This is a genomic window from Thermanaeromonas sp. (assembly GCF_021890735.1).
Lineage (GTDB): Bacteria > Bacillota > DSM-521 > Neomoorellales > Neomoorellaceae > Thermanaeromonas.
Genome location: NZ_JAKKUR010000006.1, coordinates 22,012 through 47,466 on the forward strand (window position 1 = coordinate 22,012; position 25,455 = coordinate 47,466).

General features: G+C 54.1%; 22 protein-coding genes, 6 tRNA genes and 1 other RNA gene. 1 reads left to right on the top strand and 28 read right to left on the bottom strand.

The window, feature by feature from the left end:
* Nucleotides 1–35: 35 nt before the first annotated feature.
* From L5656_RS02315 to fmt, 7 genes are all read right to left on the bottom strand, one after another.
* A complete protein-coding gene (locus tag L5656_RS02315; protein WP_297198452.1) occupies nucleotides 36–1,397 on the bottom strand; it encodes an FAD-binding oxidoreductase in 1,362 nt (453 codons plus the stop codon).
* A 105-nt stretch (nucleotides 1,398–1,502) separates the two neighbouring features.
* Complete coding sequence (locus tag L5656_RS02320) at nucleotides 1,503–2,885, bottom strand: FAD-binding oxidoreductase (RefSeq protein WP_297198455.1); 1,383 nt, start codon at nucleotides 2,883–2,885, stop codon at nucleotides 1,503–1,505.
* Nucleotides 2,886–3,314: 429 nt separating this feature from the next.
* Nucleotides 3,315–4,256 (bottom strand): thiamine pyrophosphate-dependent enzyme, encoded by a 942-nt coding sequence (locus L5656_RS02325; RefSeq protein ID WP_297198460.1) that lies wholly within the window; start codon nucleotides 4,254–4,256, stop codon nucleotides 3,315–3,317.
* Nucleotides 4,256–5,443, bottom strand: coding sequence for a transketolase C-terminal domain-containing protein (locus L5656_RS02330; RefSeq protein WP_297198463.1), 1,188 nt, complete (start codon nucleotides 5,441–5,443; stop codon nucleotides 4,256–4,258). Before L5656_RS02330 ends, L5656_RS02325 begins: the two co-directional genes overlap by 1 nt.
* 18 nt (nucleotides 5,444–5,461) lie before the next feature.
* Entirely contained in the window at nucleotides 5,462–5,788 is a 327-nt protein-coding gene (locus tag L5656_RS02335) for a 4Fe-4S binding protein (protein WP_297198466.1), read from the bottom strand.
* Entirely contained in the window at nucleotides 5,785–6,360 is a 576-nt protein-coding gene (locus tag L5656_RS02340; protein ID WP_297198469.1) for a 2-oxoacid:acceptor oxidoreductase family protein, read from the bottom strand. The genes L5656_RS02335 and L5656_RS02340 overlap by 4 nt, the downstream gene beginning before the upstream one ends.
* A 170-nt stretch (nucleotides 6,361–6,530) precedes the next feature.
* Nucleotides 6,531–7,460: a methionyl-tRNA formyltransferase gene (fmt, locus tag L5656_RS02345; protein WP_297198472.1), complete on the bottom strand. Its 930-nt coding sequence runs from the start codon at nucleotides 7,458–7,460 to the stop codon at nucleotides 6,531–6,533.
* 229 nt (nucleotides 7,461–7,689) lie between these two features.
* Between fmt and nifJ the strand changes: the two genes are divergently transcribed.
* Nucleotides 7,690–11,244, top strand: a complete 3,555-nt coding sequence (gene nifJ / locus L5656_RS02350) for a pyruvate:ferredoxin (flavodoxin) oxidoreductase (protein ID WP_297198474.1) — start codon at nucleotides 7,690–7,692, stop codon at nucleotides 11,242–11,244.
* Nucleotides 11,245–11,445: 201 nt separating this feature from the next.
* Here the strand turns inward: nifJ and L5656_RS02355 are convergent, their stop codons facing one another.
* The 21 genes from L5656_RS02355 to L5656_RS02455 all read right to left on the bottom strand — a co-directional run bounded on the left by L5656_RS02355 (nucleotide 11,446) and on the right by L5656_RS02455 (nucleotide 25,420).
* Entirely contained in the window at nucleotides 11,446–12,894 is a 1,449-nt protein-coding gene (locus tag L5656_RS02355) for a sodium:proton antiporter (RefSeq protein WP_297198477.1), read from the bottom strand.
* Nucleotides 12,895–13,083: 189 nt separating this feature from the next.
* Nucleotides 13,084–14,403 carry an amidohydrolase gene (locus L5656_RS02360; protein WP_297198480.1) on the bottom strand — a complete coding sequence of 440 codons (1,320 nt, stop codon included), beginning with the start codon at nucleotides 14,401–14,403 and terminating at the stop codon, nucleotides 13,084–13,086.
* Between the two features lie 115 nt (nucleotides 14,404–14,518).
* On the bottom strand, nucleotides 14,519–14,788 hold the full coding sequence (locus L5656_RS02365; protein ID WP_297198482.1) for a pro-sigmaK processing inhibitor BofA family protein: 270 nt from the start codon (nucleotides 14,786–14,788) through the stop codon (nucleotides 14,519–14,521).
* A 3-nt stretch (nucleotides 14,789–14,791) separates the two neighbouring features.
* Entirely contained in the window at nucleotides 14,792–15,007 is a 216-nt protein-coding gene (locus L5656_RS02370; RefSeq protein WP_297198484.1) for a YaaL family protein, read from the bottom strand.
* A 65-nt stretch (nucleotides 15,008–15,072) separates the two neighbouring features.
* The gene (gene recR, locus L5656_RS02375) at nucleotides 15,073–15,675 is read right to left on the bottom strand and encodes a recombination mediator RecR (RefSeq protein ID WP_297198487.1); all 603 of its coding nucleotides are present in this window, start codon (nucleotides 15,673–15,675) and stop codon (nucleotides 15,073–15,075) included.
* Between the two features lie 90 nt (nucleotides 15,676–15,765).
* Entirely contained in the window at nucleotides 15,766–16,083 is a 318-nt protein-coding gene (locus tag L5656_RS02380) for a YbaB/EbfC family nucleoid-associated protein (protein ID WP_297198490.1), read from the bottom strand.
* 11 nt (nucleotides 16,084–16,094) lie between these two features.
* Entirely contained in the window at nucleotides 16,095–17,723 is a 1,629-nt protein-coding gene (gene dnaX, locus L5656_RS02385) for a DNA polymerase III subunit gamma/tau (protein WP_297198493.1), read from the bottom strand.
* Nucleotides 17,724–17,803: 80 nt separating this feature from the next.
* Nucleotides 17,804–18,068, bottom strand: an RNA gene (ffs, locus tag L5656_RS02390) — signal recognition particle sRNA large type.
* Nucleotides 18,069–18,093: 25 nt separating this feature from the next.
* A tRNA-Ser gene (locus tag L5656_RS02395) sits at nucleotides 18,094–18,189 on the bottom strand.
* A gap of 126 nt (nucleotides 18,190–18,315) precedes the next feature.
* Nucleotides 18,316–18,409, bottom strand: a tRNA-Ser gene (locus L5656_RS02400).
* Complete coding sequence (gene tadA, locus L5656_RS02405; RefSeq protein ID WP_297198599.1) at nucleotides 18,363–18,911, bottom strand: tRNA adenosine(34) deaminase TadA; 549 nt, start codon at nucleotides 18,909–18,911, stop codon at nucleotides 18,363–18,365. Before tadA ends, L5656_RS02400 begins: the two co-directional genes overlap by 47 nt.
* A tRNA-Arg gene (locus L5656_RS02410) sits at nucleotides 18,911–18,987 on the bottom strand. The genes tadA and L5656_RS02410 overlap by 1 nt, the downstream gene beginning before the upstream one ends.
* A 23-nt stretch (nucleotides 18,988–19,010) precedes the next feature.
* A tRNA-Arg gene (locus L5656_RS02415) sits at nucleotides 19,011–19,087 on the bottom strand.
* Between the two features lie 102 nt (nucleotides 19,088–19,189).
* Nucleotides 19,190–19,286, bottom strand: a tRNA-Ser gene (locus L5656_RS02420).
* A 10-nt stretch (nucleotides 19,287–19,296) separates the two neighbouring features.
* Nucleotides 19,297–19,388: transfer RNA gene (locus tag L5656_RS02425), tRNA-Ser, on the bottom strand.
* A gap of 105 nt (nucleotides 19,389–19,493) precedes the next feature.
* Entirely contained in the window at nucleotides 19,494–19,973 is a 480-nt protein-coding gene (gene rlmH / locus L5656_RS02430) for a 23S rRNA (pseudouridine(1915)-N(3))-methyltransferase RlmH (RefSeq protein WP_297198602.1), read from the bottom strand.
* 92 nt (nucleotides 19,974–20,065) lie between these two features.
* Complete coding sequence (locus tag L5656_RS02435; protein ID WP_297198497.1) at nucleotides 20,066–21,208, bottom strand: S1C family serine protease; 1,143 nt, start codon at nucleotides 21,206–21,208, stop codon at nucleotides 20,066–20,068.
* A 113-nt stretch (nucleotides 21,209–21,321) separates the two neighbouring features.
* Nucleotides 21,322–22,149, bottom strand: coding sequence for a peptidase MA family metallohydrolase (locus tag L5656_RS02440; protein ID WP_297198500.1), 828 nt, complete (start codon nucleotides 22,147–22,149; stop codon nucleotides 21,322–21,324).
* Nucleotides 22,150–22,286: 137 nt separating this feature from the next.
* A complete protein-coding gene (locus L5656_RS02445) occupies nucleotides 22,287–22,529 on the bottom strand; it encodes a heavy-metal-associated domain-containing protein (protein ID WP_297198503.1) in 243 nt (80 codons plus the stop codon).
* Between the two features lie 267 nt (nucleotides 22,530–22,796).
* Complete coding sequence (gene trxB, locus L5656_RS02450) at nucleotides 22,797–23,717, bottom strand: thioredoxin-disulfide reductase (protein ID WP_297198506.1); 921 nt, start codon at nucleotides 23,715–23,717, stop codon at nucleotides 22,797–22,799.
* A 221-nt stretch (nucleotides 23,718–23,938) separates the two neighbouring features.
* Nucleotides 23,939–25,420 (bottom strand): peptidoglycan DD-metalloendopeptidase family protein, encoded by a 1,482-nt coding sequence (locus tag L5656_RS02455; RefSeq protein ID WP_297198509.1) that lies wholly within the window; start codon nucleotides 25,418–25,420, stop codon nucleotides 23,939–23,941.
* Nucleotides 25,421–25,455: the final 35 nt, after the last annotated feature.

Consider the following 25,455-nt stretch of genomic DNA (forward strand, 5'->3'; position numbering starts at 1 on the left):
CTTCTCCTTTCCGCCCAGGCACTTTTTATTTCCTTTTAGCCTTGGGGAGACAAAGCGTAGGCTATGGCTTTGCTGTTGGGAGCCAGGATCCCCTTGGGATCTAAAGCCTCTTTTATGCGCTTGAGGAGGGGCAGAAGGGCAGGACCCCGGTTTTCTACCTTCTCCCGTATGGCCTTAAGATCCCAGACGTTATCTAGCAGGAAAAGGCCCCCTTCCTTTACGGCTAGCTCCTCTATGCCGGTCAGGAAATCCCGCAGCTCCGAATAAGCCAGAGGCGGATGTTTTATAAAAATGTGCACGTGGCCGTTGCCAAAATGGGCCACGATACCCGCCTTGGCTTCTTTTGAAGATATAAATTCATCCACTGCGGTGATGAATTTACCCGTACTGGTAAAAGGAAGGGAAACCTGCCCCAAGAGGCCTCCTTTGTCGCCCGAGAAGGCCGCAAAGGCTTTACGTCTGGCTTCCCAGATAGCTTGAGCCTCGGAATTCGCATAGACATTGATCCGGGCTTTGCGGCCGAAGCGCGCCGCTACCTGTTCTACCTGCCAGTCTACCGCCTCGGTAAAACCGGCAAAGGCTACCACCAATCTCTCCTTACCTTCTCCCGCAACGGGGCTCCCTATGTTTTTCAAAGCTTCCAAGGTACGGCTATCCAAGAGTTCTAGGGCCACCGGCCCCCATTCTTTGCGCAGGGTATAAGCCGCTTCACAGGCCTCACCTAGTGTAGAAAAACCTAAGACCACGGTAACCTCTTTTTCCGGTAAAGGCTTAAGCTTCAGCATGGCCTTGGTTATGATGCCTAGAGCACCCCACGAGCCTGCTAGAAAGCGTGTGTTATCATAATCCTGAACGTTTTTAACTGTCTTTCCTCCGGTGCGTACAATTTCGCCGGTAGGTAAAACAACCTCTAATCCCAATAGGTAATCCTTAATGGTACCGTAGCCCAGTTTTCGCGGGCCAGAAGCATGGCTGGCTATGCACCCACCTAAAGTACAGTCTTCACCCTCTACCGGGTCCAAAGGAAGAAAGAGCCGGCCGCCACCGAAGATCTCTTTAAGCTGGGCAAGGGATAACCCTGTTTCCACGTAGGCCGTCTGGTTATCTTGGTCAAACTCAAGAACCCTTTGTAGGCCCGTCAAATTTATGACTATTCCCCCCCGCAAGGGCAAAAGGCCTCTAAAGGCATGCCTTCCGGCCCCCCAGGGGATAACGGGAATACCTTCTTTAGCTGCCAACAAGACAACCCTGGCCACCTGTTCGCCATCTTGGGGAAAAACTACTGCATCGGGTAGGGAATTCGGGTCCACAGTTGCCGCCCGGCGGGCTTCTTCGTCATCCCGAACCTGGCCGGATCCAAGGACATCCTGCAGCTCCTTCACGAAGGTTGACTTCATCTCTAAACCTCCCCTTGAGAATGTTAACCCTGCGGCCTTAAGTCTGTTGACAGGAGGTGTGGAGGCGAGTGCTCTCTAGCGAGAACGTATCTCTAAGTAAGCAGCCTAGGACTCCGGTATAAACTTTCCGGGGTTTAATATCCCCCGGGGGTCGAAGGCGCGGCGTTCCCGGCGCATGAAGTCAAGTTCCGCAGGGGTAAAGGCTAAAGGCATAAAGTCGAGCTTGCCTAAGCCTATACCGTGCTCGCCCGAGAGGGTCCCTTCTAGTTCTAAGGCAGCCCGGAAGATCTCCTCTCGCGTTTTGTGTACCCGCTCCATCTCTTCCCGGTCCCGTTCGTCGAATAAAACCAAGGGATGAAGATTCCCGTCGCCGGCATGGGCTAGCATCCCTATGGGGACGCTATATTTTTGGGCTATGGCCTCCACCCGCCGGAGCATCTCAGGAAGCCGTGAGCGCGGGACGGTAGCGTCCTCTAGGTCGTAAGAAGGTCTTAATCTGGCCATGGCGCCGATGGCTGCGCGGCGGGCAAGCCACAAATTGTCCCTTTCTGCAGCATCCCTGGCCAATTGAACCTGGATGGCTCCATTAGCCCGGCATATCTCTATTATCTTCTCTGCCTGCCGCTCAAGCTCCGGTCCCCAGCCATCAACTTCGATAAGAAGCACAGCACCGGCCTCCAGGGGAAGCCCTATGTGCAGCCACTCCTCCACCGCCTGGATGACTTTGTTATCCATGAGTTCTAAGGTAGTAGGAATTATGCCGTGGGCAACAATTTGGGAGACGGAATTACCGGCCTCTTCCAGGGTGTTGTAGATAGCCAGCAGCGTCTTGACTGCCCGTGGCAAGGGGAGTAGGCGGACCGTGATCTTGGTAGCTATCCCTAGGGTCCCCTCCGACCCTATAAGTAGTGACAGCAGGTTCAGCTCCGGTAAGATGGGTTCCCATTTACCTCCTATGTTCACTATGTCCCCGGTAGGTAGAACGAGCTCTACGCCCAGAATATGGTCCTTGGTAACCCCGTACTTTATCCCCCGCATACCACCGGCGTTTTCCCCGAAGTTGCCCCCCATGGTGGACACCTTCTGGCTTGCCGGGTCGGGAGCATACATCAGCCCGTAGGCCGCTGCCGCCTTCTGCAACTCCATGTTGGTGACCCCGGGTTCCACTACAGCCACCCGGTTTTCCGCATCTATCTCTAAAATGCGGTTCATCCGGGTCATTACGATCACAATACCGCCCCGGTTAGGTACGGTGCCGCCACTTAAGCCCATACCCGCTCCCCGGGGAGTAACCGGTATACCCTTAGAGTTGGCCAGCTTCAGTATAGAGGCTATTTGTTTAGCATTTTCCACAAAGACGACCACATCGGGTTTACCGTAAAGCAAAGTGGCGTCGTACATGTAAGTAGCCAAGGAAACTTCCGAGGTCAGTACGTTTTCCCGGCCGACTATTTGGATGAGTTCCTTTAAAGTATCCCTATCCACCATAGTGTTTTGCCCCCCGCCCTTGACAAAAAATTACTAAGCTTGCTGAAACTTTACTTCCACTACGCCCCCGCCGGGGAAGGTTTTTTAAATATCTCCTGCCCGTTGTCACTTATACCACCCGTGGTCCCTTCTATCGTCCACCCACTCCTTAAGAGACTATTTCCGCTCTACTTTTCCTTGTTGCCATTTTATCAATCTTTAGGCAAAATAGTCAAAGCCATCATCCTTTTATATTGCTTTCTCTGCAGGCGTCAGCGCCCTTAATTCCAGTCCTTGCTTCCTTTTTCGTCCTATCTGGCCCTCTTATGGTCTAACCAGTAGGCCAAGATAAGTCGAGATAACCTCCTATAAAGCGTTTTTCCCCTGCTCCCCGAGGGGTCTCCCTTATACTTCCTCGGGGAGCAGGGGAAAGGGATTTTTCTTGTACCCTTACAGGTCCTCGCTCATTTTAGCCAGCCGCTGGAGGTGTTCCCAGCGCCGGTCCACTTCGGCTTGGAACTCCTCAATGAGGTATTCGTTGCCTTTCTGGAAGAAGTGGGCGAAGCGTCCCTGGGGCTTAAGATATTCCGTTACGGGTATCTTGTTCCTGGGCACATAGTTTATAACCCACTTCCGCCCCCTATCTTCTACTTCGTACAGGGGGTAGAAGCAGCACTCGGTACCGAGCCGCGCGATCTCCACGGTCTTATCCTCCGGGAAGCGCCAGCCGCGAGGGCAGGGAGCCTGTACGTTAATGAAGGAGGGCCCGTCGTAGTTTAAGGCCTTCTCCACTTTACGCATGAGGTCCCGCCAGTTATGCAGGGAAGCGTTGGCCACATAGGCTCCGTGGGCTGCGGCAATCCAGGCCAGGTCTTTCCTGTGCTGCTGCTTACCCTTCTGGGCATCGCCCACATGGCTCGTAGTAGTCCAAGCCCCATAGGGTGTTGCTCCTGAACGCTGGATACCCGTATTCATGTAGGCTCCGTTATCATAACAGACGTATAGGACCCGGTGGCCGCGCTCGAGCATGCCCGATAGGGCCTGGAACCCGATATCGTAGGTTCCTCCGTCACCGCCGATAGCTATAACGCTAAACTTCTTGTTCTCATCCAGCTTCCCCCGGCGGCGGAGCGCGGTAATGGCCGCATCGATACCGGACGCTACGGCAGCAGCATTTTCAAAGGCGTTATGGTAGTACGGTACCTTCCAGGCGGTGTAGGGGAAAACCGCCGAGGAAATCTCCAAGCAGCAAGTAGGGTTCACTACTATCGGAGCGTGGGGAGCGGCCAGCAGTACCTGTTTGACTACAATGGGTGCGGGGCAACCCGCGCACAAGCGGTGACCTCCGGTGAAGAGGATTTCCCTCTGGCTAAGCTCCTTAAGGCTTGCCATTATTGCCACCCCCTTAGATCGAGGTAGTTGAGGATGCGGTCCACCTTGCCGGATGCGGCAATCTTTTGCAGATGTTCGTATACTCTGCGGATGCTCTTCGCCGGTACGTCGCGCCCGCCGAGGCCAGCCACATAGCTTATAAGGTTTACATGCACGCCTTTATGGTACAGGGCGCCTAATACATCGCTAAACACGGCGGGTCCGGGAGCACCAGGCGAAAGGGCCTTCTCCATCACGGCAGCCGCCTTGACTCCTTTCAGAGCTTCGGCTACTTCGTCAATGGGGAAGGGACGGTAGCAGCGGATCTTTAAAACCCCGGCTTTTATACCCTGCTGCCGGAGGTCGTCGGCCACTACCCGGGCAGTGCCTACCATGGAGCCAAGAGTCACAATGGCGATCTCGGCATCGTCCATACGGTAGGCTTCGATGATGCCGTAGCTGCGGCCGAACTTTTCCCCGAACTCCTTATCCACCTTCGCGATGACCGGCTTGGATTGTTCTAAGGCATAAGCCTGGGCATACTTGTGCTCGAAGAAGTACTCCGGCAGGGTAAGGTTGCCCATAGAAATGGGGTTTTCCGTATCGAGAAGGTTGATCACCGGCCGGAATTCACCCACGAAGTCCTTGACTTCCTGGTCATCCAGCACGTTAATGGGCTCCACATTGTGGCTCACTACAAAGCCGTCCAGGCACACCATCACGGGCAGCATGACCGAACGGTCCTCGGCGATGCGGACGGCCTGGATAACGGTATCGTAAACCTCCTGGGCGCCTTCGCAATACAACTGGATCCATCCGGCATCCCGGGAGCCCAGGCTGTCGCTCTGGTCATTATGGATGTTGATGGGAGCAGACAGGGTACGGTTTACGTTTATGAGCACGATGGGGAGCCGGTTTCCGGCCGCGATGTAAAGCATCTCGTGCATCAGGGCTAAACCCTGGGAAGAGGTACAGGTAATGGTGCGCGCTCCTGCAGCGGACGAACCGCAGCAAGCGCTCATGGCACTGTGCTCGCTTTCTACCGTAACTAATTCCGTATGCACAGAACCCTCAGCCACAAACTCGGCAAAGCGTTCTACGATCTCTGTCTGCGGTGTAATGGGATAGGCCGCCACCACATCAGGATCGATCTGGCGCATGGCCTCGGCCGCCGCGCCATCACCGGTCAACCCGATGGTTTTCCTCATACTCCTTCCCCCTCCCTTTTAATACTCGCCGCCCGGGGCCATGGTCATGGCCTTCTCCCGCGGGCATTCGTTGGCACATATACCGCAACCTTTACACAGGTTGGTGTCAATCCCTACAACTTTTCCGTTCTCCACCTTAATGGCGGTCTCGGGACAGTACATCCAGCATATCATGCAATGAGAGCATTCTTCAGCGTTCCATATAGGCCGCTTGGTCCGCCAGCTACCGGTGTGGTAATCCGTAGAACCTTCCGCAACCAAGGTTCCTCCCAAGGGAATCTCGTACCAGGCAGGGAAGGATTTTTTGTCTAATTTGCGGATGGCATCGTTTATCTGGACGGTCATACTCCTTGCACCTCCTCATAGGCCCTCCGCACAGCCTTAAGGTTCTTCTCGACTATTTCCGGCTTAAACCGGTGGCTAAATTGCTCCTCAAACTCGGCCAGGACGTTATCCAAGGAGATAATCCCTAAAACTCTGGCCAGGGCCCCTACCATCGGGGTATTGGGAATGGGCCGCCCTATCTCCTCGGTGGAAATCTTATATGCGTCCAGAGTATAGACCTTAAACTTCCCGTCAATATTCAGCTCTTTGGCCAGTTCTTCCGGCGTACCGGGGTAGTTGGCAATTATGCTTCCGCCTTCCTTCAGGTTGGCGGTGACGTTCACCGACTTAAGAAGGGTGGGATCCAGCACTACCACCACATCCGGCTCTTCGATCGCGCAGCGCAGGTTTATAGGGGCATCGCTTATACGGGTGTAGGCTACAATGGGCGCCCCCATCCTCTCAGTTCCGAACTGGGGAAAGGCTTGGAAATAAAGGTTCTGCCGGATGGCTGAGGCAGCCAGGTAACGGGAGGCTATAACCGCCCCCTGCCCGCCGCGGGCATGCCAGCGTATTTCTACCATCTTAGGCATAGGAATTTTATCCCCCTCTCTATCTTTGTGTAGTAAATGCACATTATTTCACAAGTCTTCAGAACTGCCAAACGCTGCCCCACCACCTCCTATTTATGCTGTTTAAGTTAAATTTTATTGCAAGTTAATTAAAGTGAATTAAACTAGGCTATACGATTACCAGGCAGCGGCTACTCCGCCCGCCCGCTCTCCAAGACATCGCCCACCTTCAGGCCCTGCTCCTTGGCCCAGTCGGCCGCAGGTACTTTGCCCCCGCCGGTATACTGCACGCGCTTGGCAAGTATAGCCCCGTCACCTGTAGCCACCGTAAAGCCGTCATCGCTTAAAGCGAGAACTTCACCGGGAGTCCCCTTCCCGGAAGTGGGCCTCGCTTCCCAGATTTTCAATTTCTCCCCGCGAAATACGCACCACGCACCCGGTGTGGGATCAGAGCCCCTAATGAGGTTATAAATAACCTGGGTAGGTTTAGTCCAGTCTATCCCTACGTCCTTTTCTTTTATCACGGGCTGGAAGGTGGCCTGGCTTTCGTCCTGAGGCACGGGTTTCGCTTTCCCCTCACGAATCAGCCGTACCGCCTCGGCTACCATTTTAACGCCCAGGGGATAAATCTTGCCGAAGTAGAGGGTTTTTACGCTGTCGTCGGGATCGATGGGAACCTTCTCCTGAAGGATTATAGGGCCAGAATCTACGCCTTCGTCGATCTGGTGGATGGTAATGCCGGTCTCTGTCTCACCGTTGATGATGGCCCAGTTCATAGCGCTTCCGCCGCGGTATTTGGGAAGCAAGGAAGGATGGAAGTTTATACCGCCGTAGGTGGCCAAGTCTATCATGGCCTTGGGAACGAACTGTGTAACATAGGCTAGGACGAGGAGGTCAGGTTTTAGCGAGGCTACCCAATCGATAACGGCCTGGTCCTTAAGCTTGGGAGGCTGGAGCAGCGGCAAGCCCAGCTCCAAAGCCAGCTCCTTTACCGGGTTAGGAGCCTTTTGTCCGGGTTGCTCAGGGATTGTTAATACTCCGACAATTTTTTCACCTTGGTCAACCAATGCTTTTAGGCAGTCACGCCCGAACGGGGCCTGCCCTAGGAAGACGATGCGCACTTCGTCCCCTCCCCCGATTTCAAGCTCAACTCGTATATGAGTATACCATCAGGCCAGAAGTCTGTCAACAATTTTTAGGTGTGCTCATCAGAAGGTCAGACCATCGAGCAATCTGACTTTTGTATAATGTATACAAATAATTGACGAATAGCGTGTATAGTGATAAAGTATTTAGGGATTTAGGTTGAGATTCGAAGATTAAATTCAAAGATTAAGGGGAGGATGGCTCATGCTAAAAAGAACCCTTGATGGCAACACAGCTGCTGCTCACGTAGCTTACGGTATGTCCGAAGTAGCAGCTATCTACCCTATTACACCTTCATCACCCATGGCTGAAGTATGCGATGAGTGGGCGGCCCAAGGCCGCAAAAACATTTTCGGCCGCCCCTTAAAGGTGATAGAGATGCAGTCGGAAGCCGGTGCCGCCGGCGCCGTCCACGGTTCGCTGGCCGGGGGCGCCCTGACTACTACCTTTACTGCTTCTCAGGGCCTGCTCCTGATGATTCCTAACATGTACAAAATTGCCGGAGAACTGTGGCCCTGCGTATTTCACGTAGCGGCCCGGGCCGTGGCCACCCACGCCCTCTCCATCTTTGGAGATCATTCAGATGTCATGGCCACCCGGCAGACCGGCTTTGCTCTGCTGGCTTCGGCCTCGGTGCAGGAAGTGATGGACCTGGCCTTGGTGGCTCACCTGGCTACCCTAAAAGCTAGCGTGCCTTTCTTGCACTTTTTCGACGGGTTCCGCACCTCCCATGAGGTGCAAAAGATAGAGGTCATACCTTATGAGGATATGGCCAAGCTTGTGGACTGGGAGGCTATAGAACGCTTCCGCAAGCGAGCCCTTAACCCGGAGCATCCCCACCAAGCCGGTACCTCCCAGAGCCCCGATATTTTCTTCCAGGGACGGGAGGCGGCTAACCCCTATTACCTGGCCGTCCCGGGTATAGTGGAAGAGGTTATGGAGCAGGTGGCCGGGCTTACCGGAAGGAGGTACCACCTGTTCGATTACGCCGGTGCGCCGGATGCGGAGCGCGTGATTGTTTGTATGGGTTCCTCTTGTGACGTGGTGGAGGAGACCGTGGATTATCTGGTAGAGCGGGGCGAAAAGGTCGGTCTCATAAAGGTGCGGCTGTACCGCCCGTTCTCTGCCGAGCATTTCTTGAAGGTCCTGCCTCCCACTGTCCAGCGCATAGCAGTGCTGGACCGCACTAAGGAGCCCGGCGCTCTGGGCGAACCTCTGTACCAGGATGTTGCTACGGTGCTGGCCGAAAATGGTAAAAGCCACATCTTGGTGGTGGGGGGCCGTTACGGCCTTGGGTCCAAGGAATTTTCGCCTTCTATGGTGAAGGCTGTCTTCGACAACCTGGCCGAGGAGAAGCCCAAGAACCACTTTACGGTAGGTATTACAGACGATGTGACCTTCACTTCCCTGGAGGTTAAGGAATATATTGATACCACACCTAAAGGGGTTTACAGATGCAAGTTCTTCGGATTCGGCTCCGACGGGACGGTAGGGGCAAATAAGAATTCCATCAAGATAATCGGGGATCACACCGATCTTTACGCCCAGGGCTACTTTGAGTACGATGCCAAGAAATCGGGTGGGGTAACTATATCCCATCTCCGGTTCGGCCCTGCGCCTATAAAGTCAGCCTACCTCATAGACCGGGCTGACCTCATCGCTTGCCACCACCCGGCCTACGTGGGCCGCTACGACGTGCTTAAAGGTATAAAAGAAGGCGGGATTTTCCTCCTCAATTCGCCGTGGACCTTAGAAGAGATGGAAAGGAAGCTCCCCGCTGCGGTAAAGCGAACCATAGCCCAGAAGAAGCTAAAGTTCTACAACATCGATGCAGTGAAGATTGCCCATGAAGTAGGTCTGGGTGGGCGCATCAATGTTATCATGCAGGCTGCGTTCTTTAAGATAGCGAATATCATACCGGCTGAGGAGGCCCTAAAGTATATTAAGGAGTCCATCCAAAAAACCTACGGAAGAAAGGGCGAAGACATCGTAAAGAAGAACTGGGCGGCGGTGGACCGCGCGGTGGAAGCCCTGGAAGAGATCCCCTACCCGGCATCCTGGGCCGAAGCCGGGGATGAAATGGAAGAGGCACCAAGAACGCCGGTCGAAAAAGCTAACGCGCGCGGAGATAAGGGCGAGCCGGAATTCGTAAGTAAGGTTATGCGGCCCATGCTGGCCCTTAAAGGGGACGAGCTTCCGGTAAGTGCCTTCACCCCCGGCGGTTTCTTCCCCGTAGGGACTACCAGGTATGAAAAGCGCGGTATAGCTATAGAAATACCCCGCTGGATACCGGAAAACTGTATCCAGTGTAACCAGTGCTCCCTGGTCTGTCCCCACGCGGCCATCAGGCCGTACCTGGCCAAGCCTGAGGATTTGAAGGACGCGCCGGCGACCTTTACCACCATAAAGGCTTCCGGCAAGGAGCTTTCCGGGCTCCGCTTCCGCATCCAGGTATCCCCCTTGGACTGTACGGGCTGCGGCAATTGCGTAGACGTGTGCCCGGCTAAAGCCAAGGCTTTAACCATGGTGCCGCTGGAGGAGGACGTAGAGGTAGAAAAGGCAAACTATGCCTTTGCTGAAAGCTTGCCGGAAGTGAAGGTGAATGTCAACCCGGCCACAGTTAGGGGTAGCCAGTTCCGCAAGCCCTTGCTGGAGTTTTCCGGCGCTTGCGCCGGGTGTGGAGAAACACCTTATGTGAAGCTTCTCACCCAGCTCTTCGGCGACCGGATGATCATCGCCAACGCTACTGGCTGTTCCTCCATCTGGGGCGGAAGCGCACCCAGTTGCCCGTACACCGTAAACAATGAGGGTTTCGGCCCGGCTTGGCACAACTCCCTCTTTGAGGACAATGCCGAATTCGGCTACGGCATAGCCCTGGCCGTACAGGAGCGGCGGGAAGATTTGGCCACCTTGATAAAAAAGGCTCTAAACTTTGAACTTACACCTGAGTTTAAGGCCGCTTGCCAGGAGTGGCTCGCCAACATGGATGATGCTTCCCTTTCCCGGCAGGCCGGCGACCGTATCAAGGCGCTCCTCGAGCAGGAGACTGCCGCGGCGTCCGGTGAACTACAGAGTATCCTTAAGGCCATCTATGACCTCCGGGATTACCTCACCAAGAAATCCATCTGGATCATAGGTGGCGACGGCTGGGCTTACGACATCGGCTACGGAGGATTAGACCACGTCTTGGCCAGCGGTGCTGATGTAAATATCCTTGTGCTGGACACCGAGGTCTACTCCAATACCGGCGGCCAGTCATCCAAGGCTACTCCTACCGGAGCTACAGCCCGTTTTGCCGCCGCAGGTAAAAAGACCCGGAAGAAGGACCTGGGCCTTATGGCCATGTCCTATGGCTATGTCTACGTGGCCTCGGTATGCATGGGGGCAAACCCCAACCAGCTTATAAAGGCTCTGATAGAGGCGGAAAGCTATAAGGGCCCCTCCCTTATCATCGCCTACGCTCCCTGCATAAACCACGGCATCGATATGAGCAAGAGCCAGCGGGAAGCCAAGCGGGCGGTAGAGGCCGGCTACTGGCCCCTGTACCGGTACAACCCGGAGCTAGCCAGCCAAGGTCAGAATCCGTTTATCCTGGATTCCAAGGCGCCTACGCTGGACTTCCAGGACTTCCTCCGGGGTGAAATAAGGTTTGCGGCCCTAAAGAACATGTTCCCGGACCGGGCCGAGGAGCTTTTCAGGAAGGCCGAAGAAGAAGCTAAGGCAAGGCTTGCCTTGTACCAGAGGCTTGCTTCAGCTTAAAGCTATAATAGCAAGAATTAACAGTGAGGCGGCGGAAATTTCCGCCGCCTCCTTTTTATTTTAACTGACCCGATCGAGGGTCCTCCACAGCCGCCCACTCTCTCCCCGTTTCTACTCCGCTTTTTGGACGATTAAAAGCCAGAAACCTGCTATTTCTAAGCCCTCACTACAAACCTATAGCGGCCTTAAAGTTATATGCTGTTACCGGAAAAAGATAAGGGTATTTAAGATGAACAGCGGTATCAGGATGGCCAGGGACCATCCCATGTAACCGAAAAAGCTCGGCATGCGGATATTATTTTCTTCGGCAATGGAGCGGACCATGAAGTTGGGAGCATTACCGATGTAGGTGTTGGCCCCCATAAAAACGGCCCCACAGGATATGGCCAAAAGCATCTTGGGATCCACTACCCCTAGGCTTGTCGGGACACCGGTGGTAGCACCCAGGCTTGCAGCCGTAGTTAGGAACACCAAATATGTGGGTGCGTTATCCAGGAAGCTGGACAAAAGCCCCGTAGCCCAGAAGAAGTGGGCGGGTTTGGTGAGCCCCAGCTCTGCCCCCCGGGCATGCAGGATGGCCAAAGCGGGTATCATGGTCATAAATATCCCTGCAAAAAGGGTGGCCACTTCCTTTATGGGCCCCCAGCTAAAGCGGTTATCCCGGCGGATAACTTGAGGCGTGGTCTTAAGGGAAAGATAAGCCGCCAAAAGAATAGCGAGGTCCCTGATAAGATTGACGTAAGGGAGCACTACGGTTTCCTCTCCTATTTTAAGCAAAGCCAGGCCGTAAAGCTCTCCTGTCTTTTGATCGGCAAAAGCCGGGTGCTTGGCCAGAAGGCCGCTTAGAATGACAGACCCCACAATGATACCCAAATAGATGAAATTTTGTAGGCCCTCCAGCCGGAGGGATGTATTCTTATCTGGGGTTCCTGCTGGGATATTTTCTTTACGGTAGTAATAGGTATCGAGAAGGTAGTACAGGGTTAGAAGGATAACGACGTTAAGGCCCATGGGTAAAATAAGCCTCATGGTCCAAAAGAAAGGGACACCCCTCAAAAAGCCCAAGAACAACGGCGGATCACCCACGGGGGTAAGGCTTCCGCCGATATTGGAAACGAGGAAAATAAAGAAAATAATAATATGGGCCTTATACCGGCGCCACTCGTTGGCGCGGATGACCGGCCTTATAAGGAGCATGGAAGCCCCGGTTGTCCCGACCCAGCTAGCTAAAAGGGTCCCTATAAGTAGGAGCACCGTATTAACCTTGGGTGTACCCCTTAAGGTGCCCCGTAAAATAAGACCACCGGATACCACAAACAGCCCGAAAAGAAGGATGATAAAGGGCAAGTAGTCGAGGAGATACACCTCTAAAGCATTAAGAAAAGCAGTCTCCGGCCCGAAGGCGACTAAGAAGGGTATGAAAAACACCAGCGCCCAAAAAGCGCTCACCTTCCCCATATTATGTTCCCACCAGTGGGCGTTAACCAAAGGACAAATGGCTATGGAAAGAAGCATTCCCACGAAGGGAAGCACGCTCCAGAGGGGAAGAGAATGACCTAACTCCGCTGCCCCTGAGGCCCATGCTGTTTTCTCTCCCCCAAAAAAGGCTAAAATGAATGCTCCTATAAGTACAGCTACCCGGCGATGCACGTAAATTTTCCCCTCCTTAAAGCTTCTTGAAAACCCTTCTTCCTCGGGCTACGGACTGCCGACATATACCTTAGGAAACGGTGCCCTCCTCTTCTCTAAACTCTGTTCCTAGTTGCACATTTAAATTAACTTCTTTATAATCCCGAAAAATCCTTCCTTACTGCCTAAAGTTTTAACTATTTTCTAGGCTTACACATCCTTTACTAGGGCATCGTATAAGGCGGCAAAAAACTCGGCTCCGTTCTGGACCACCTTTTCGTCCAGGTCAAAGGTAGAACTATGGTGCCCCCCGTAAACCGGGGTGCCGAAAAGCACGTATAAGGCCTTGCCACCTCTTTCCTGGACGCGCTTCATCATGACTGTAAAGTCTTCGGAGGCGTTAAAAGGGCTCTCCTCAACGATCTCCTCGACCGACGGCAAAGTCCGGGCCACCTCGGTAGCCAGCCTCACCATATCAGGAGAATTTCTGGCGCATACAGCTGTGCCGGCAGGTTTGACTTCCAGGGCAAGATCATGCATTCTAGCCGCACCCTCCAATATTTGACGGACCCTTTGGACCATATACTCATTTATCTCATCACTTACACCCCGGGTTTCTACGCGGAGGTAGGCCCTGGCGGGAATTACGTTCCAGGCGATGCCGGACTGCAGGATACCGACGTTGATCCGTGAGGCCCCCAGCCCGTGCCTGGCGATGGCATAAAGGTTGGTAACAGCGGTACAGGCCCCCAGCATAGCGTTCCTGCCCTCATCAGGGCGTAGAGCAGCATGGGCCGGCCGCCCCGTGTATATCACTTCAAAACGGGAGAGGGCCATAAAGCTGTGCACATTCAACGCTATCTGCCCTATCTTCTTTAAGTTAATCCCGACGTGGCACCCTAGAAGGTAGTCCACATCATCCACCACACCCCTCTCCACCATGGCGACCGCCCCACCTAGGGTCTCCTCGGCGGGCTGAAAAAGAAACTTTACGGTACCCCTGATTTTATCCCTGTTTTCGGCAAAATACAGGGCCAGCAGGAGGCCTATAGCCGTATGCGCATCATGCCCGCACATATGGGCATAACCCGGATTTCGAGAGGCAAATCCTTCCCGGGCTGGCCGGTGAAAATCTTCACTTGCCTCCGTAACCTCATTGGCATCAATATCAAAGCGAAAACCGACAACAGGTCCCGGCTGGGCGCCCCGCAGTATTCCCACTACCCCGGTCAACCCGCCTTTAGCCGGTGCCAAAAACTTTTCTTTAACCCCGGCCTTAAGGGCCCGCTCATATTCCGCTGCGAGTTTTTCAGGAGGCGGCAGCAGCAACCTCTCCCCCGGGGTGATAATGTCCCGACCCAGGAGAACCTCGTAGCCCCACTCCGACAATTTCTCTGCCACCAGCCCGGTAGCATAAAACTCCAGCCAAGAGGGTTGCGGAAAGCGATGCAGGGCGCGCCGCCACTCCACAGCCTCGGGATAATGATAAGCGATTGCCTCTTCCGGTCTATGAACTGTGCAAGGCTTCATGGTAATCTCCCTTCCGCCGAAGGCGAATTGTGCATAAGTGCTTGTCCGCTAGTCAACTTATGTGACACCACGGGTCGGCTTGGGGCGGAGAAGCCTGCGGAAAACCTTATGCATTTTAAAGTACAAGGCGGAAAAAGATGAGAAGCAAAAGCCCCGGAATGCCTAAGAAGCCGGCTATAAGAACCGTCAACCAGTTTAAAGGGATGGTAAAGCTAAAATAGCTCCCCATGAAATTAAAAACCCATAACAGAAGGAGCCCTAAAAAGGAATTTACCGCAATTTTAAAGGCCAGCCTTAAAGGCTTAAGAAGAAGCCCCCCCACAAGGTAAAGAAGAAAGCCCAGAAACAGCAGGGCCAGAATAAGCTGAAGTGTGTCGGCGGCCATCCCTTAGCCACTCCTTGCCCATTTCTGTTGCAGTTTCTTCCATAGATACATATACTTGCGCTCCGCCGCCTGAAGGCGATAGATGACTTGGTCTACCAGGTCCGGATCGCTAACTTCAGCAAAAAGGCTCTGGGCAGCTTCCCATTCTTCCTGAGCCTCCTTCAGAGCGGCGACCAGGGCTTCTACTTCTGGCTGCCGGGCCTTAAGGGGCGCAGGCATAAAAGCCACCTCCCTGGTATGTCTCTGGAAATAGCTTATGCAGGAGGTGGCCGATTCTTGCCTTTTTAATCCATTTCGCGCCGGCCGCTTAAAGCCCTGGCCAGGGTGACCTCATCGGCATACTCCAGGTCTCCTCCTACAGGAAGGCCGTAAGCCAGCCTGGTTACTTTAATTCCCAGAGGCTTAAGAATCTTAGCCAAATATAAAGCGGTAGCCTCTCCCTCTACATCGGCGTTGGTGGCCAAGATCACTTCCCGCACACTCCTGTCTTCCAGGCGCCTGAGAAGTTCTTTGATGCGCAATTTTTCGGGTCCGATACCTTCAGTAGGCGAAAGGGCTCCGTGGAGTACATGGTAACGCCCGCGAAATTGCCTAGTCCTCTCTAGGGCTACCAGGTCCCTCTCCTCTTCCACTACGCAGATTACGGAAGGGTCCCTGTTCGTATCCTGGCAGAGCTCGCAGGGGTCTTCCTGTGTGAGATGGCCGCAGATAGAGCAGTACCGGACCTTTTCCCTCGCCTCTAAAATGGCCGTGGCCAGCGCTCTTACTTCCTCTAAAGGGCTGTGCAAAATATGAAAAGCAAGGCGCTGGGCGGTTTTGGGGCCTACACCCGGTAGCTTGTTTAATTCCTGAATGAGTCTAGCTACAGGCTCCGTATAATAAAGCACAAGGTTATCACTCCCTGGAAGGATAAACCTCCTTTATAACACTCGGCTACCTAAAGGGGGGTTAACAAAATAGCCCAGAAGTACGGGGAATTAAAATAACCCCGGAAGCTTAAATTGTCCGGTTATTTTCGCCATTTCATTGGCAGCCATCTCCTGGGACCGACGCAATGCCTCGTTAACCGCGGCCACTATTAAGTCCTGCAGCATCTCTATATCGTCGGGATCTACGGCCTCCGGACTTATATAAAGGCTTACTACCTCCTGCTTACCGTTTACCACTGCCCGGACAACTCCACCTCCCGAGGAGGCCTCCACCGTACGTTGGGCCAGTTCCTCCTGGATCTTGGCCAGCTGGCTCTGCATTTTTTGTACCTGCTTCATAACCTTTCCCATGTTACCTATGCCCATCTTCCCCACTCCTAATCTTTAATTTCAACCTTGTCTCGCCCAAAGTAATCGATAAGTTTCTTCAGGGTGGCCTCCGGAACTTTAACCTCTTGGGGTTCTTCCTGGCCCGTTCCGTCCACCAGGACTACCTCCAGAGGATACCCAAAGACCTGTTCCAGAATCTCCTGTAGCGCCTGACGGTGGCCCGGCTGCTCCAGCATGCTCCGGTGAAACGCGGCACTGAAAGAAAGGATAAGCCGGGAGCCTTCTAGTGCCTGAGGTCTACCCCCCTTCAAATAAGCTTGTAATTGGACGCTCCTCTGACGGGCCGCTTGCAAAACTTGAGGCCAAAGACGTTTGACCTCTTCTATAGAAAGAGAAGGCTTATCCTTTGCCGTTTCAGAGGTTACCGCGATCTCCGTCTCGCTCCTTGAAGGCTTTGCCCCAGATGTCTTAAGTTGGGGTTTCAGAGGAGCCGCCTGTACCCCGGACTCGTAGCCCTTCTCCAACCGTTCCAGGCGTGCCTCCAATTTCTCAATTCTTTTTTCAAGATCCTCAAGACCCTCAGGGGACCTGTCCATTATCACCCCCAGGAGGGCCATCTCTAAAGATATCCGCGGCTGAAAACTGTACCTCAATTCTCCCGCTGCCGCTTGAAGCTTTTCTATAACCCGGAAAAGCCGCCTGCTATCTAGGGCAGGGCCTAGTTCTTTGACTAACTCCCCTGCCTCGCCGGGTAAATTAGTCAATTCTTTCAAGGCAGGGTCCAGGGCTAATAAAAGGAGGTTGCGGCACCAATCTAGCAGTTCCTCTAAAAGACTTCGCGGCTCTATCCCCTCCCGCAAGACTCGGTCAACCACCTGTAAGATGCCGCCGGCATCCTCCTCAAGCAGGGCCTTTACCAGCTCCTTTAAGGCATCCTCCCGAGGCACTCCCAGGAGGCCGGCTACCTGTTCGGCGGTGATCCTCCCCTGGGTCGAAGATAGGATCTGGTCCAGGAGGCTTAAGGCATCACGCAATCCGCCTCCTGCCTTGCGGGCCAGAAGTTCTAAGGCCCGTGGCTCTACCTCCACCCCGCTCGCCTCAACTACTTCCTCTAACCTTTTAAGTATAGTATCTACCTTTAAGGGTTGGAAATCGAAGCGCTGACAGCGTGAAATAATAGTGGGTAGGACTTTACGCGGCTCGGTAGTAGCCAGAATAAAAATGACATGAGGGGGCGGTTCTTCTAAGGTTTTTAAGAGGGCATTAAACGCCTCGGTAGTAAGCATGTGAACCTCGTCTATTATGTAGACCTTATATCTTCCTTCCACAGGGCCCAATTGGACCCCTTCTTTTAGCTGCCTGATCTCGTCTATGCCGCGGTTGGATGCGGCATCAATCTCGAGGACATCTAAAGATAACCCCTCGGTTATACGCCGGCAGTTGGGACAAAGATTGCAGGGTTCACCGTCCTGGGGTTGCAGGCAGTTCGCGGCTTTGGCCAAAATTTTTGCCGTACTCGTTTTTCCGGTTCCCCGCGGGCCGCAAAACAGGTAGGCATGTACCAAGCGGCCGGTACGCACGGCATTGCGGAGAGTGGAGGTAATGTGTTCTTGACCCGCTACCTCCCCGAACTTCTGGGGTCGCCACTTGCGGTATAAAGCCACATACTGGGGCATCCCCTTATCCACCGCCTTACATACAGAAAAAGGGCCCCACACCTTCCGGAAGCCCTTATTTGCTACATCAATAAGATAGACCGTGCACCCACTGTTGAACCTGGCCTCCGGGCGTTACCGGTGCCGGTAACTCCGGCCAGGCTCTCCTGCGGCACCCGAGATGGCTCACTTACCGCTGCTTCCTTCCGGACCTGACGGGGTTCATGAGTTCTCGCCGCGCAGGACCCGGCCTTCCTCATCCCTAACACCGGGCAGGCCCCACAGGCGAGGCCCGCCAGTGGGAATTCGACCCCGCTATAGCGGATTGCGGGTTACAGGGCACCGCTACCTCCCCGTCTAGCACGGTCCATCTGGCGAAAATATATAAAAATGGCGGAGAGAGCGGGATTCGAACCCGCGAGACAGGCTTTCAACCCGTCTACTCGCTTTCCAGGCGAGTGCCTTCAGCCAGCTCAGCCATCTCTCCGCGCTGGTAACTGCCCTTACGCAGAGTTACAAACCGTATAGAAATACAAATCTGTTGTCTACTGTTTACCACAATCACAATGACAACATCATGCCCGCTACGCTGAAACAGACTAAGGAAAATAGTTGGCGGAGAGAGTGGGATTCGAACCCACGAGGCGGCCTTTAAACCGCCTACTCGATTTCGAGTCGAGCGCCTTTATCCACTCGGCCATCTCTCCGTGAAACAGCCTCTCTCCGCAATCCCCGGAAAAACTCTTGGAGGAGCAACCGGCACTCCTCTTCCCGTACCCCGGATATCACCTCTACCCGGTGGTCCAGGCTGGGATGCTCCACCAGATGAAAAACCGAATCAACAGCTCCTGCCCGTACATCTGCCGCCCCGTACACCAGGCGCTTCACCCTTGCCTGCGCCAGCGCCCCCGCACACATGGGACAGGGTTCCAAGGTAACATACAGAATGGATTTATCCAGGCGCCACGTGTTTAGCTTTTTTGCCGCCTGCCGCAACGCTAAAATTTCAGCATGAGCTGTGGGATCCTTCTCTGTCTCCCGCCGGTTATGGGCGCTGGCCAGTACTTCGCCGTCCTCTTGTACAACCACGGCACCTACCGGTACTTCTCCACGATCCAGCGCCTTTCTCGCCTCGGCTAGGGCCAATCCCATGTAGTAGTTATGATCCACCGGGCCCGGACTTACTCCTCCCTGCCCGTGTATAGCCATGGTGCGCCCGGGGGGACTCGAACCCCCGGCTCGCGGTTTAGGAAACCGCTGCTCTATCCTTCTGAGCTACGGACGCACTCGCGTAATCATGGGGTGGAGTGGCGCGCCCGGGAGGACTCGAACCTCCAACCTCCTGGTTCGTAGCCAGTTACTCTATCCTATTGAGCTACGGGCGCACGTGTTTTCTGGCTGGCAGGTATAATTGTAACAAATAAACCTATCATCGTCAAGGACAGAAGAGCTGAAAGCATCCCCTCTTTCGGGATGCTTTCAGCTTATGGCGGAGAGAGCGGGATTCGAACCCGCGGTACAGGCCTTGAAGCCTGTACAATCGCTTAGCAGGCGACCGCCTTCGACCTACTCGGCCATCTCTCCACGTATCCCCTGGCGGAGGGAGTGGGATTTGAACCCACGGTGCCCTGCTCGGGCATCACCGGATTTCAAGTCCGGCTCCTTAAGCCGCTCGGACACCCCTCCGCGTAAGCTGCAATATCAATATACCACAGTATGCCCTGTAAGTCAAATCTATGTAGGTGAAAAATGACGCCTGTTTAACCCTTTGAGGCCTCTAAAACTATTTTCCTACCAGTGATAAGGTTCGCCTCGCTGGATTTTGCAGGCCCTGTAGAGCTGTTCCAGAAGGAGTACCCGCATGAGCTGGTGGGGGAAGGTGAGGCGAGAAAAGGACAGCCTAAAGTGCGAGCGGGCCAGGACTTCGGGACTTAAACCCAGCGTACCACCGATTATAAAGGCGATCTGGCTGTGTCCCCGGAAGGCCAAATCTTCCAGCCACTTGGCCAGCTCCTCCGAGGAAAGCATCTCGCCCTCTTTGTCCATGGCTACCACGTACGAGGATGGGGGCAAAAGTTCAAGGATGGAGCGCCCTTCTTTAGCCAAAATCCGTTCTACCTGGCCGGGCGAAGGATGATGGGGTATCTTTTCCTCTAAAGCTTCCCTTATTTTGAGCTTCAAATATGGCTTTAGACGCCGGCTGTACTCCTCGATACCGGCCGCTATGAATTTTTCCCGCACTTTACCTACGGCTATAAGGTATACCTCCATCACACGCACCCGTCCTTGCTAAAGCCCGCGTTATCCAGGGTGCTCCACCGTTCCCGCCCCTCCGCTTCCTCTCTCCTCTTATCTCTTAAAAACTACTCCCTAGACAATTCTCCTAAAATCGCGGTTACTGTCAACTCCCCTTTAGCTCTCCTGTATAACGTGAGGGCCACTTGTTCTCCGGGTTTTTTGTGCACTAGGGCTCGATCCAGGTCGCCATAGGTTAGAACCTGCTGGCCATCTATTTTAGTGATGATGTCCTCTACCTTTATGCCGGCCCTGGACGCCGGGCTATCAGGAAGAACCCCTCCTACAAACAGTCCTGCAGGTATATTATACCACTCCGCCATCTCAGGTGTAATTTCCTTTAGGTTATATACGCCCAAAAAGGGCCGGCTTACGTATCCCTGCCGGATAAGCTGTTCTAGGATGGGACGCGCGTCATTGATGGGGATGGCAAACCCCATACCCTCCACCCCGGTGGTAGCTATCTTCACACTGTTTATACCTATAACCTCTCCCCGCATGTTCACCAAAGCTCCTCCGCTGTTACCAGGGTTGATGGGGGCATCTGTCTGCAAAACCCTTAAAGTGATCTGCCTTCCGTCTTGGCCTCCCACTGTTATCTCCCGGTTTAAGGCGCTTATGACCCCTACGGTAACAGAGCGGGCGAACTCCCGGCCCAGCGGGTTACCGATGGCCACCACGGTCTCCCCGACCTGTAAACTCGAGGAATCCCCCAGGCGGGCGGTAGGAAGGTTACCGGCTCTGACCCGGAGCACGGCCAGGTCGCTCCGCACATCCCTACCGACCACCTCCGCCGGCAACACCTGGTCCCGGTCCAGGCTTACGGTTATGCGGCTGGCACCGGCGATGACGTGGTTGTTGGTGACGATATACCCGTTAGCGCCGTCGAAAATTATGCCTGAGCCCTGGCGGACGGATTCCCTGTTCAGCAAATTACTTCCGGTCAAGGCAGTAACGCCGACCACCGCTGGCCCTACTTGTTTGGCTACAGCCACTACAGGCGAGGGCTCCCCGGCCATGTGCGGGGGGTGAGCCAGGGGTAAGGGGGGCGGCGCTGTACCGGGTGGTAAGGGTTTGGCATAAAAGCGAGGAACCATCAACGCTCCCAGCAGGCCCCCACCGAGAGCACTAAGGAACAAAAGTAAAAGTAGAGTTGCCCACCGGCCTAACTCCGCCCTCCCATTTGAGCCTTGTTTAAAAACAGCCGTCATATGGTACCCTCCTCTCTTCCTAAAGGATTGCCGTAAGGGCTCCTGTTTATCCTCTTATATTCGAAAAGTTACACCCCCGGCAGGGGTTTAAAAAGAGGAGGGCACCCTGCCACTTAACGCAAGGCCGGCGGTAACAATTCCTCGGGCCGCGTTCCGGCCGCTGAAAATAACGCTTTTTCAAAGGACCATCCGGACCCTAAAAGCTCAAGGAGGCGCCTTATCCCCTCCCAACCAGCTCTTTCCAGTAACCGGCCCACCATAATCGAAGATTGACGGTAGGCCAAGGACTGGTCGGGAAGACCATCGAAACCCTTGTCCATCTCCTCCAGGGAATACCACGCTGAAACTTCCCCGGCTTCCGGTCCGGGCAGCTCATACCCTGTAACCTGCTTTTCCACCTGCTGGGCGATACCCTCCGTCAGCCACCGCGGGTAATTGCCCTTGGCCAGCCTGTCCACCAAAAGATGGGCAAATTCGTGAACCACCGGACCCTGGGTCTTGAAGATCTCTTCGAACGCCTCCTTTGATTGTACCCAGTCTCGGGGTGAGACGATCCGGATTACCCCTGCCCAGTATACTCCCATAGCTTCTTCGTCATTTGCCCACCCGAAGGGTTTGGCCAGGCTGTAGCGGTCGGGATAGATTAATATCAGAGTTTTCCTAGAATCCCGAACCCCCAATAAAGCCGTGGCCGGACGGTATTGCTCTTCAGCGGTACTTAGCACCAGATCTGCTATACCGGCGTCCGGAACAAGATATTTTACCCGGAAATGCTCACTTTCCTTGACCAGCCAATCCCGCGTTTGCCATTCGGTATAATACCGGGCTAGGGCGTTTAAAGGTGTGTAAATTTGCGGGAGTCCCCGAATGCTAAATATAAATATGCTTAAGAATATGCTTAAGCATATAGCGTATAAGGCCACCCGCTCAAAAAGCGTCAATGTTCCTCCCCCCAGCTCTCCTCCTGTTTCTCCCTGATTATACTATAGCCGGGCCAGGCCTTTCACTGTAAATAGAAGGCAAAAGCCCGGGCCATTTTGACGCCCGGGCTCTAACTCTTTCTGCCCCCGGCAAAATATCACTGTACAACGCTTGAAACCTCATAGCCGGCTTCCACCACTGCTTTCTTTAATTCCTCTACAGTTAGCCGGGCCGGGTAGTAGTCGACTACTGCTTCGCCGCCTCCTACATCTACTGCAACCTTTTCGACCCCGTCCAACCCCTTAAGGGCTGCCTCTACACTTCTTTTGCAATGTTCGCAGCTCATTCCCTGTATCTTTAAGATCACCCGCCGGCTGGCCGGCCCGCAGCAGCAACCCATATACCTTCTCCTCCTTATTTTACCTAAATCGTTATACCCCACAGGGGTATATCCCTCGCAAATATTATATCCGCTCTTGGGCTGAGATTCAAGTACTACGTGCTACGTGGCCTGGGTTATCCCCAGTTATGCTCCCAGGCCTGCTTGACTTTACCCTCGCTCGAGAAACCCTCGGGCGCTAAGCTAGCCCTCGCGTTCCATCGCTTACTTTAAAGCCAGGGGAGCCTCCCCACAAAAGACTGGGAATGCGCGGACGAACGTTGGATCTTATTGAACGGCCTCGGCCAGGTACTTTTGGGCGGCCATAGCGGCAGCCGCTCCGTCGCCCACGGCTGTGGTCACTTGACGGAAGGCTTTAGACCGTACATCCCCGGCCGCAAACACCCCCGGAGAAGAAGTAGATAGGTCCTCTCGTGTAATGATGTACCCGTTTTCATCCAGGGCTATCGTGTTCCCCAAAAACTCTGTGTTCGGCTTTAGACCTATGAAGATAAAAACGCCGTCAAAGGGCTCCTCCCATGTATCACCTGAGGCCACATTTTTAAGCCTTAAGGCTTCCACTTTACTTTCACCTAGTATAGCCTCCACCACCGTGTTCCAGTAAAAGTTTATTTTAGGGTTTTCTTGGGCCCTCTGCTGTAAGACCTTTATAGCCCGGAGCTTATCGCGCCGGTGGATTATACTCACCTGGTCGGCAAAGCGGGTAAGGAATAAGGCTTCCTCCACGGCGGAGTCGCCCCCTCCTACCACTGCCACTTTTTTGCCCCGGAAGAAGGCCCCATCGCAAGTTGCGCAATAAGATACCCCCTTCCCGCGCAAAGCCTCCTCCCCGGGCACGTCTAGAGGCCGGGGACTGGCCCCTGTAGCTATGATAACAGCACGGCCCGTATATTCACCTTCTCCCGTCCAAACCCGCTTTATTTCTCCCGAGAAGTCCACTTTTTCCACCGTGCCCATCTCTAACCTGGCTCCATATTTCTGGGCTTGCTCGGTAAATTTAAAGGCCAGATCCAGGCCGCTTATCCCTTCCGGAAAACCGGGGTAGTTTTCTATCCTGTCCGTCTGGCCGGCCTGGCCTCCCGGCGCTCCCCTCTCTATGATAAGGGTGTGAAGCCCGCCCCTTGCGCCGTAAAGGCCGGCAGTAAGGCCGGCGGGACCTCCTCCGATGATTATAAGATCGTAAGTCATGGCAGGTTTCCTCCTTCTTAACTCAGCGTTTTCCTATTTGCCAATGCCCTTTACTTTTAGGTTTTGACGGTACGTATTTATTATGTTTTATGCTATCTATTAGTTTGACTGGTTTAATTATACGCTATAACTTGGGCGAGCACAAGAAGGCGCAAAAGTATACGGGATGAAACAAAAAAACCCGGTCCAGCCGGACCGGGTTTGCGGTCTCGCTTTTTACACTAGCGCAGATAATTAAGCGGGTTCCGCGGTTCACCGCTTACCAGTACTTCAAAGTGGAGGTGAGGACCCGTAGCCCTCCCTGTGGCTCCAACGTAACCTATAACCTCTCTGCGGGACACCTGCTGCCCCACTTTCACGTTATAGCCCGAAAGGTGGGAGTAGCGGGTAGCCAAACCTCCCCCGTGGTCTACAATCACCGTGCGGCCGTAGCCACCGTCATAGCCTACATAAGTTACTCTGCCCGCTTCTGCCGCTCCTACCGGAGAGCCGTGGGGAGCCGCTATGTCTATCCCGGTATGAAATTCTCTGCCGCGGTACCCGAAGTTTGAAGTGATCTGCCCGTAAATGGGCCAGGCCAGCCGACCCGAACCTCCTCCACGGGAGGCCAGGGCGACCTGCACCCGTGTTCCCCTTTCTACGATGCGGGCTACCGGCTCTTTTATCACTTCACTCTGTAAGGCTTCCTTGTGTACAACCTGGCCGTTTTCCGCTACCAGCCGGTAAATAACCTTCTTTTGCCCTTCTTCCCCTTCCTGTTTTACCCTCTCCTCTCCCCGCCATAGCGACGGATTGGACCGGGTTTCCGTAGTATAGGGGATGCTTTCTACTACCTCTTGACGGTAGGTCACCACTACACAGACTAGGGGTCTTGCGGTACGAACCTTGAGTATCTGGCCTATGTCCAGGCGTTCACCCTGGAGCTGGGGGTTATCAGCCCTCAATTGTTCAACCGTCAAGCCGTACTTTTGGGCGATACTCCACAGAGAATCCCCCGCTTCTACCGTGTAATCTTCCGTTCCTGTGCCCCCTAAGAGCTCGGATAAGGCCTGTTCGAAGGCCAGTACCTCCTCGGGCGTAGCCAACCTCTTGGCCAGGTCGATATGCTCTTTAAATTTTACCTCTTCTATCTCCACGCCTTCAGGGATATAGGCCTTTTTAACCTCTTCAAGTACCCTTTGAGCTGTTTCCTCATCCCTAACCAGGGTTACGGGCTTATCGTCCACCCTTATTTCGGTGGCCAAAACCCGGAAGGCCACCTTCTGGGCTAAAATACGTTCCAGCTCTTCCCCGGTATTTATCTCATCCCGTTCCACCCTTACCGGGACATACTCTACCTGGCCTTCGATCTCTACCCCCTGGTAGCCAGAAGCCTCCAGAGCGCTCCTAACCCTCTCCAGGGCTTTCTCGGCTTCCTCCCGGGTAGCGACAATACCTACCCGTTCACCCGCCAGCATAACCGCCCAAGCATTGGGGGCCGTAAAGTGCCGCCAAAATCCTAAGGCCACAAGTATGCTAGCGATAACTAGCACAGCCTTAGGGTCTATACGCCAGCCGGGCCGCTGTCTCCGGACGACCTTCCCTTTCAGTCGGCTAAAAGCACACTGAAGGATACGCCCTGTTTCCGAGAAAACCCCTGAACATGGAGCCAGTAAGCTTCTCCATAGAAAAGGCCTGTCCTTCTCTGGGTCGTGCGGTGGCATGCCACACCTCCTTTGAACTTTTTAAAGGTAGCTCC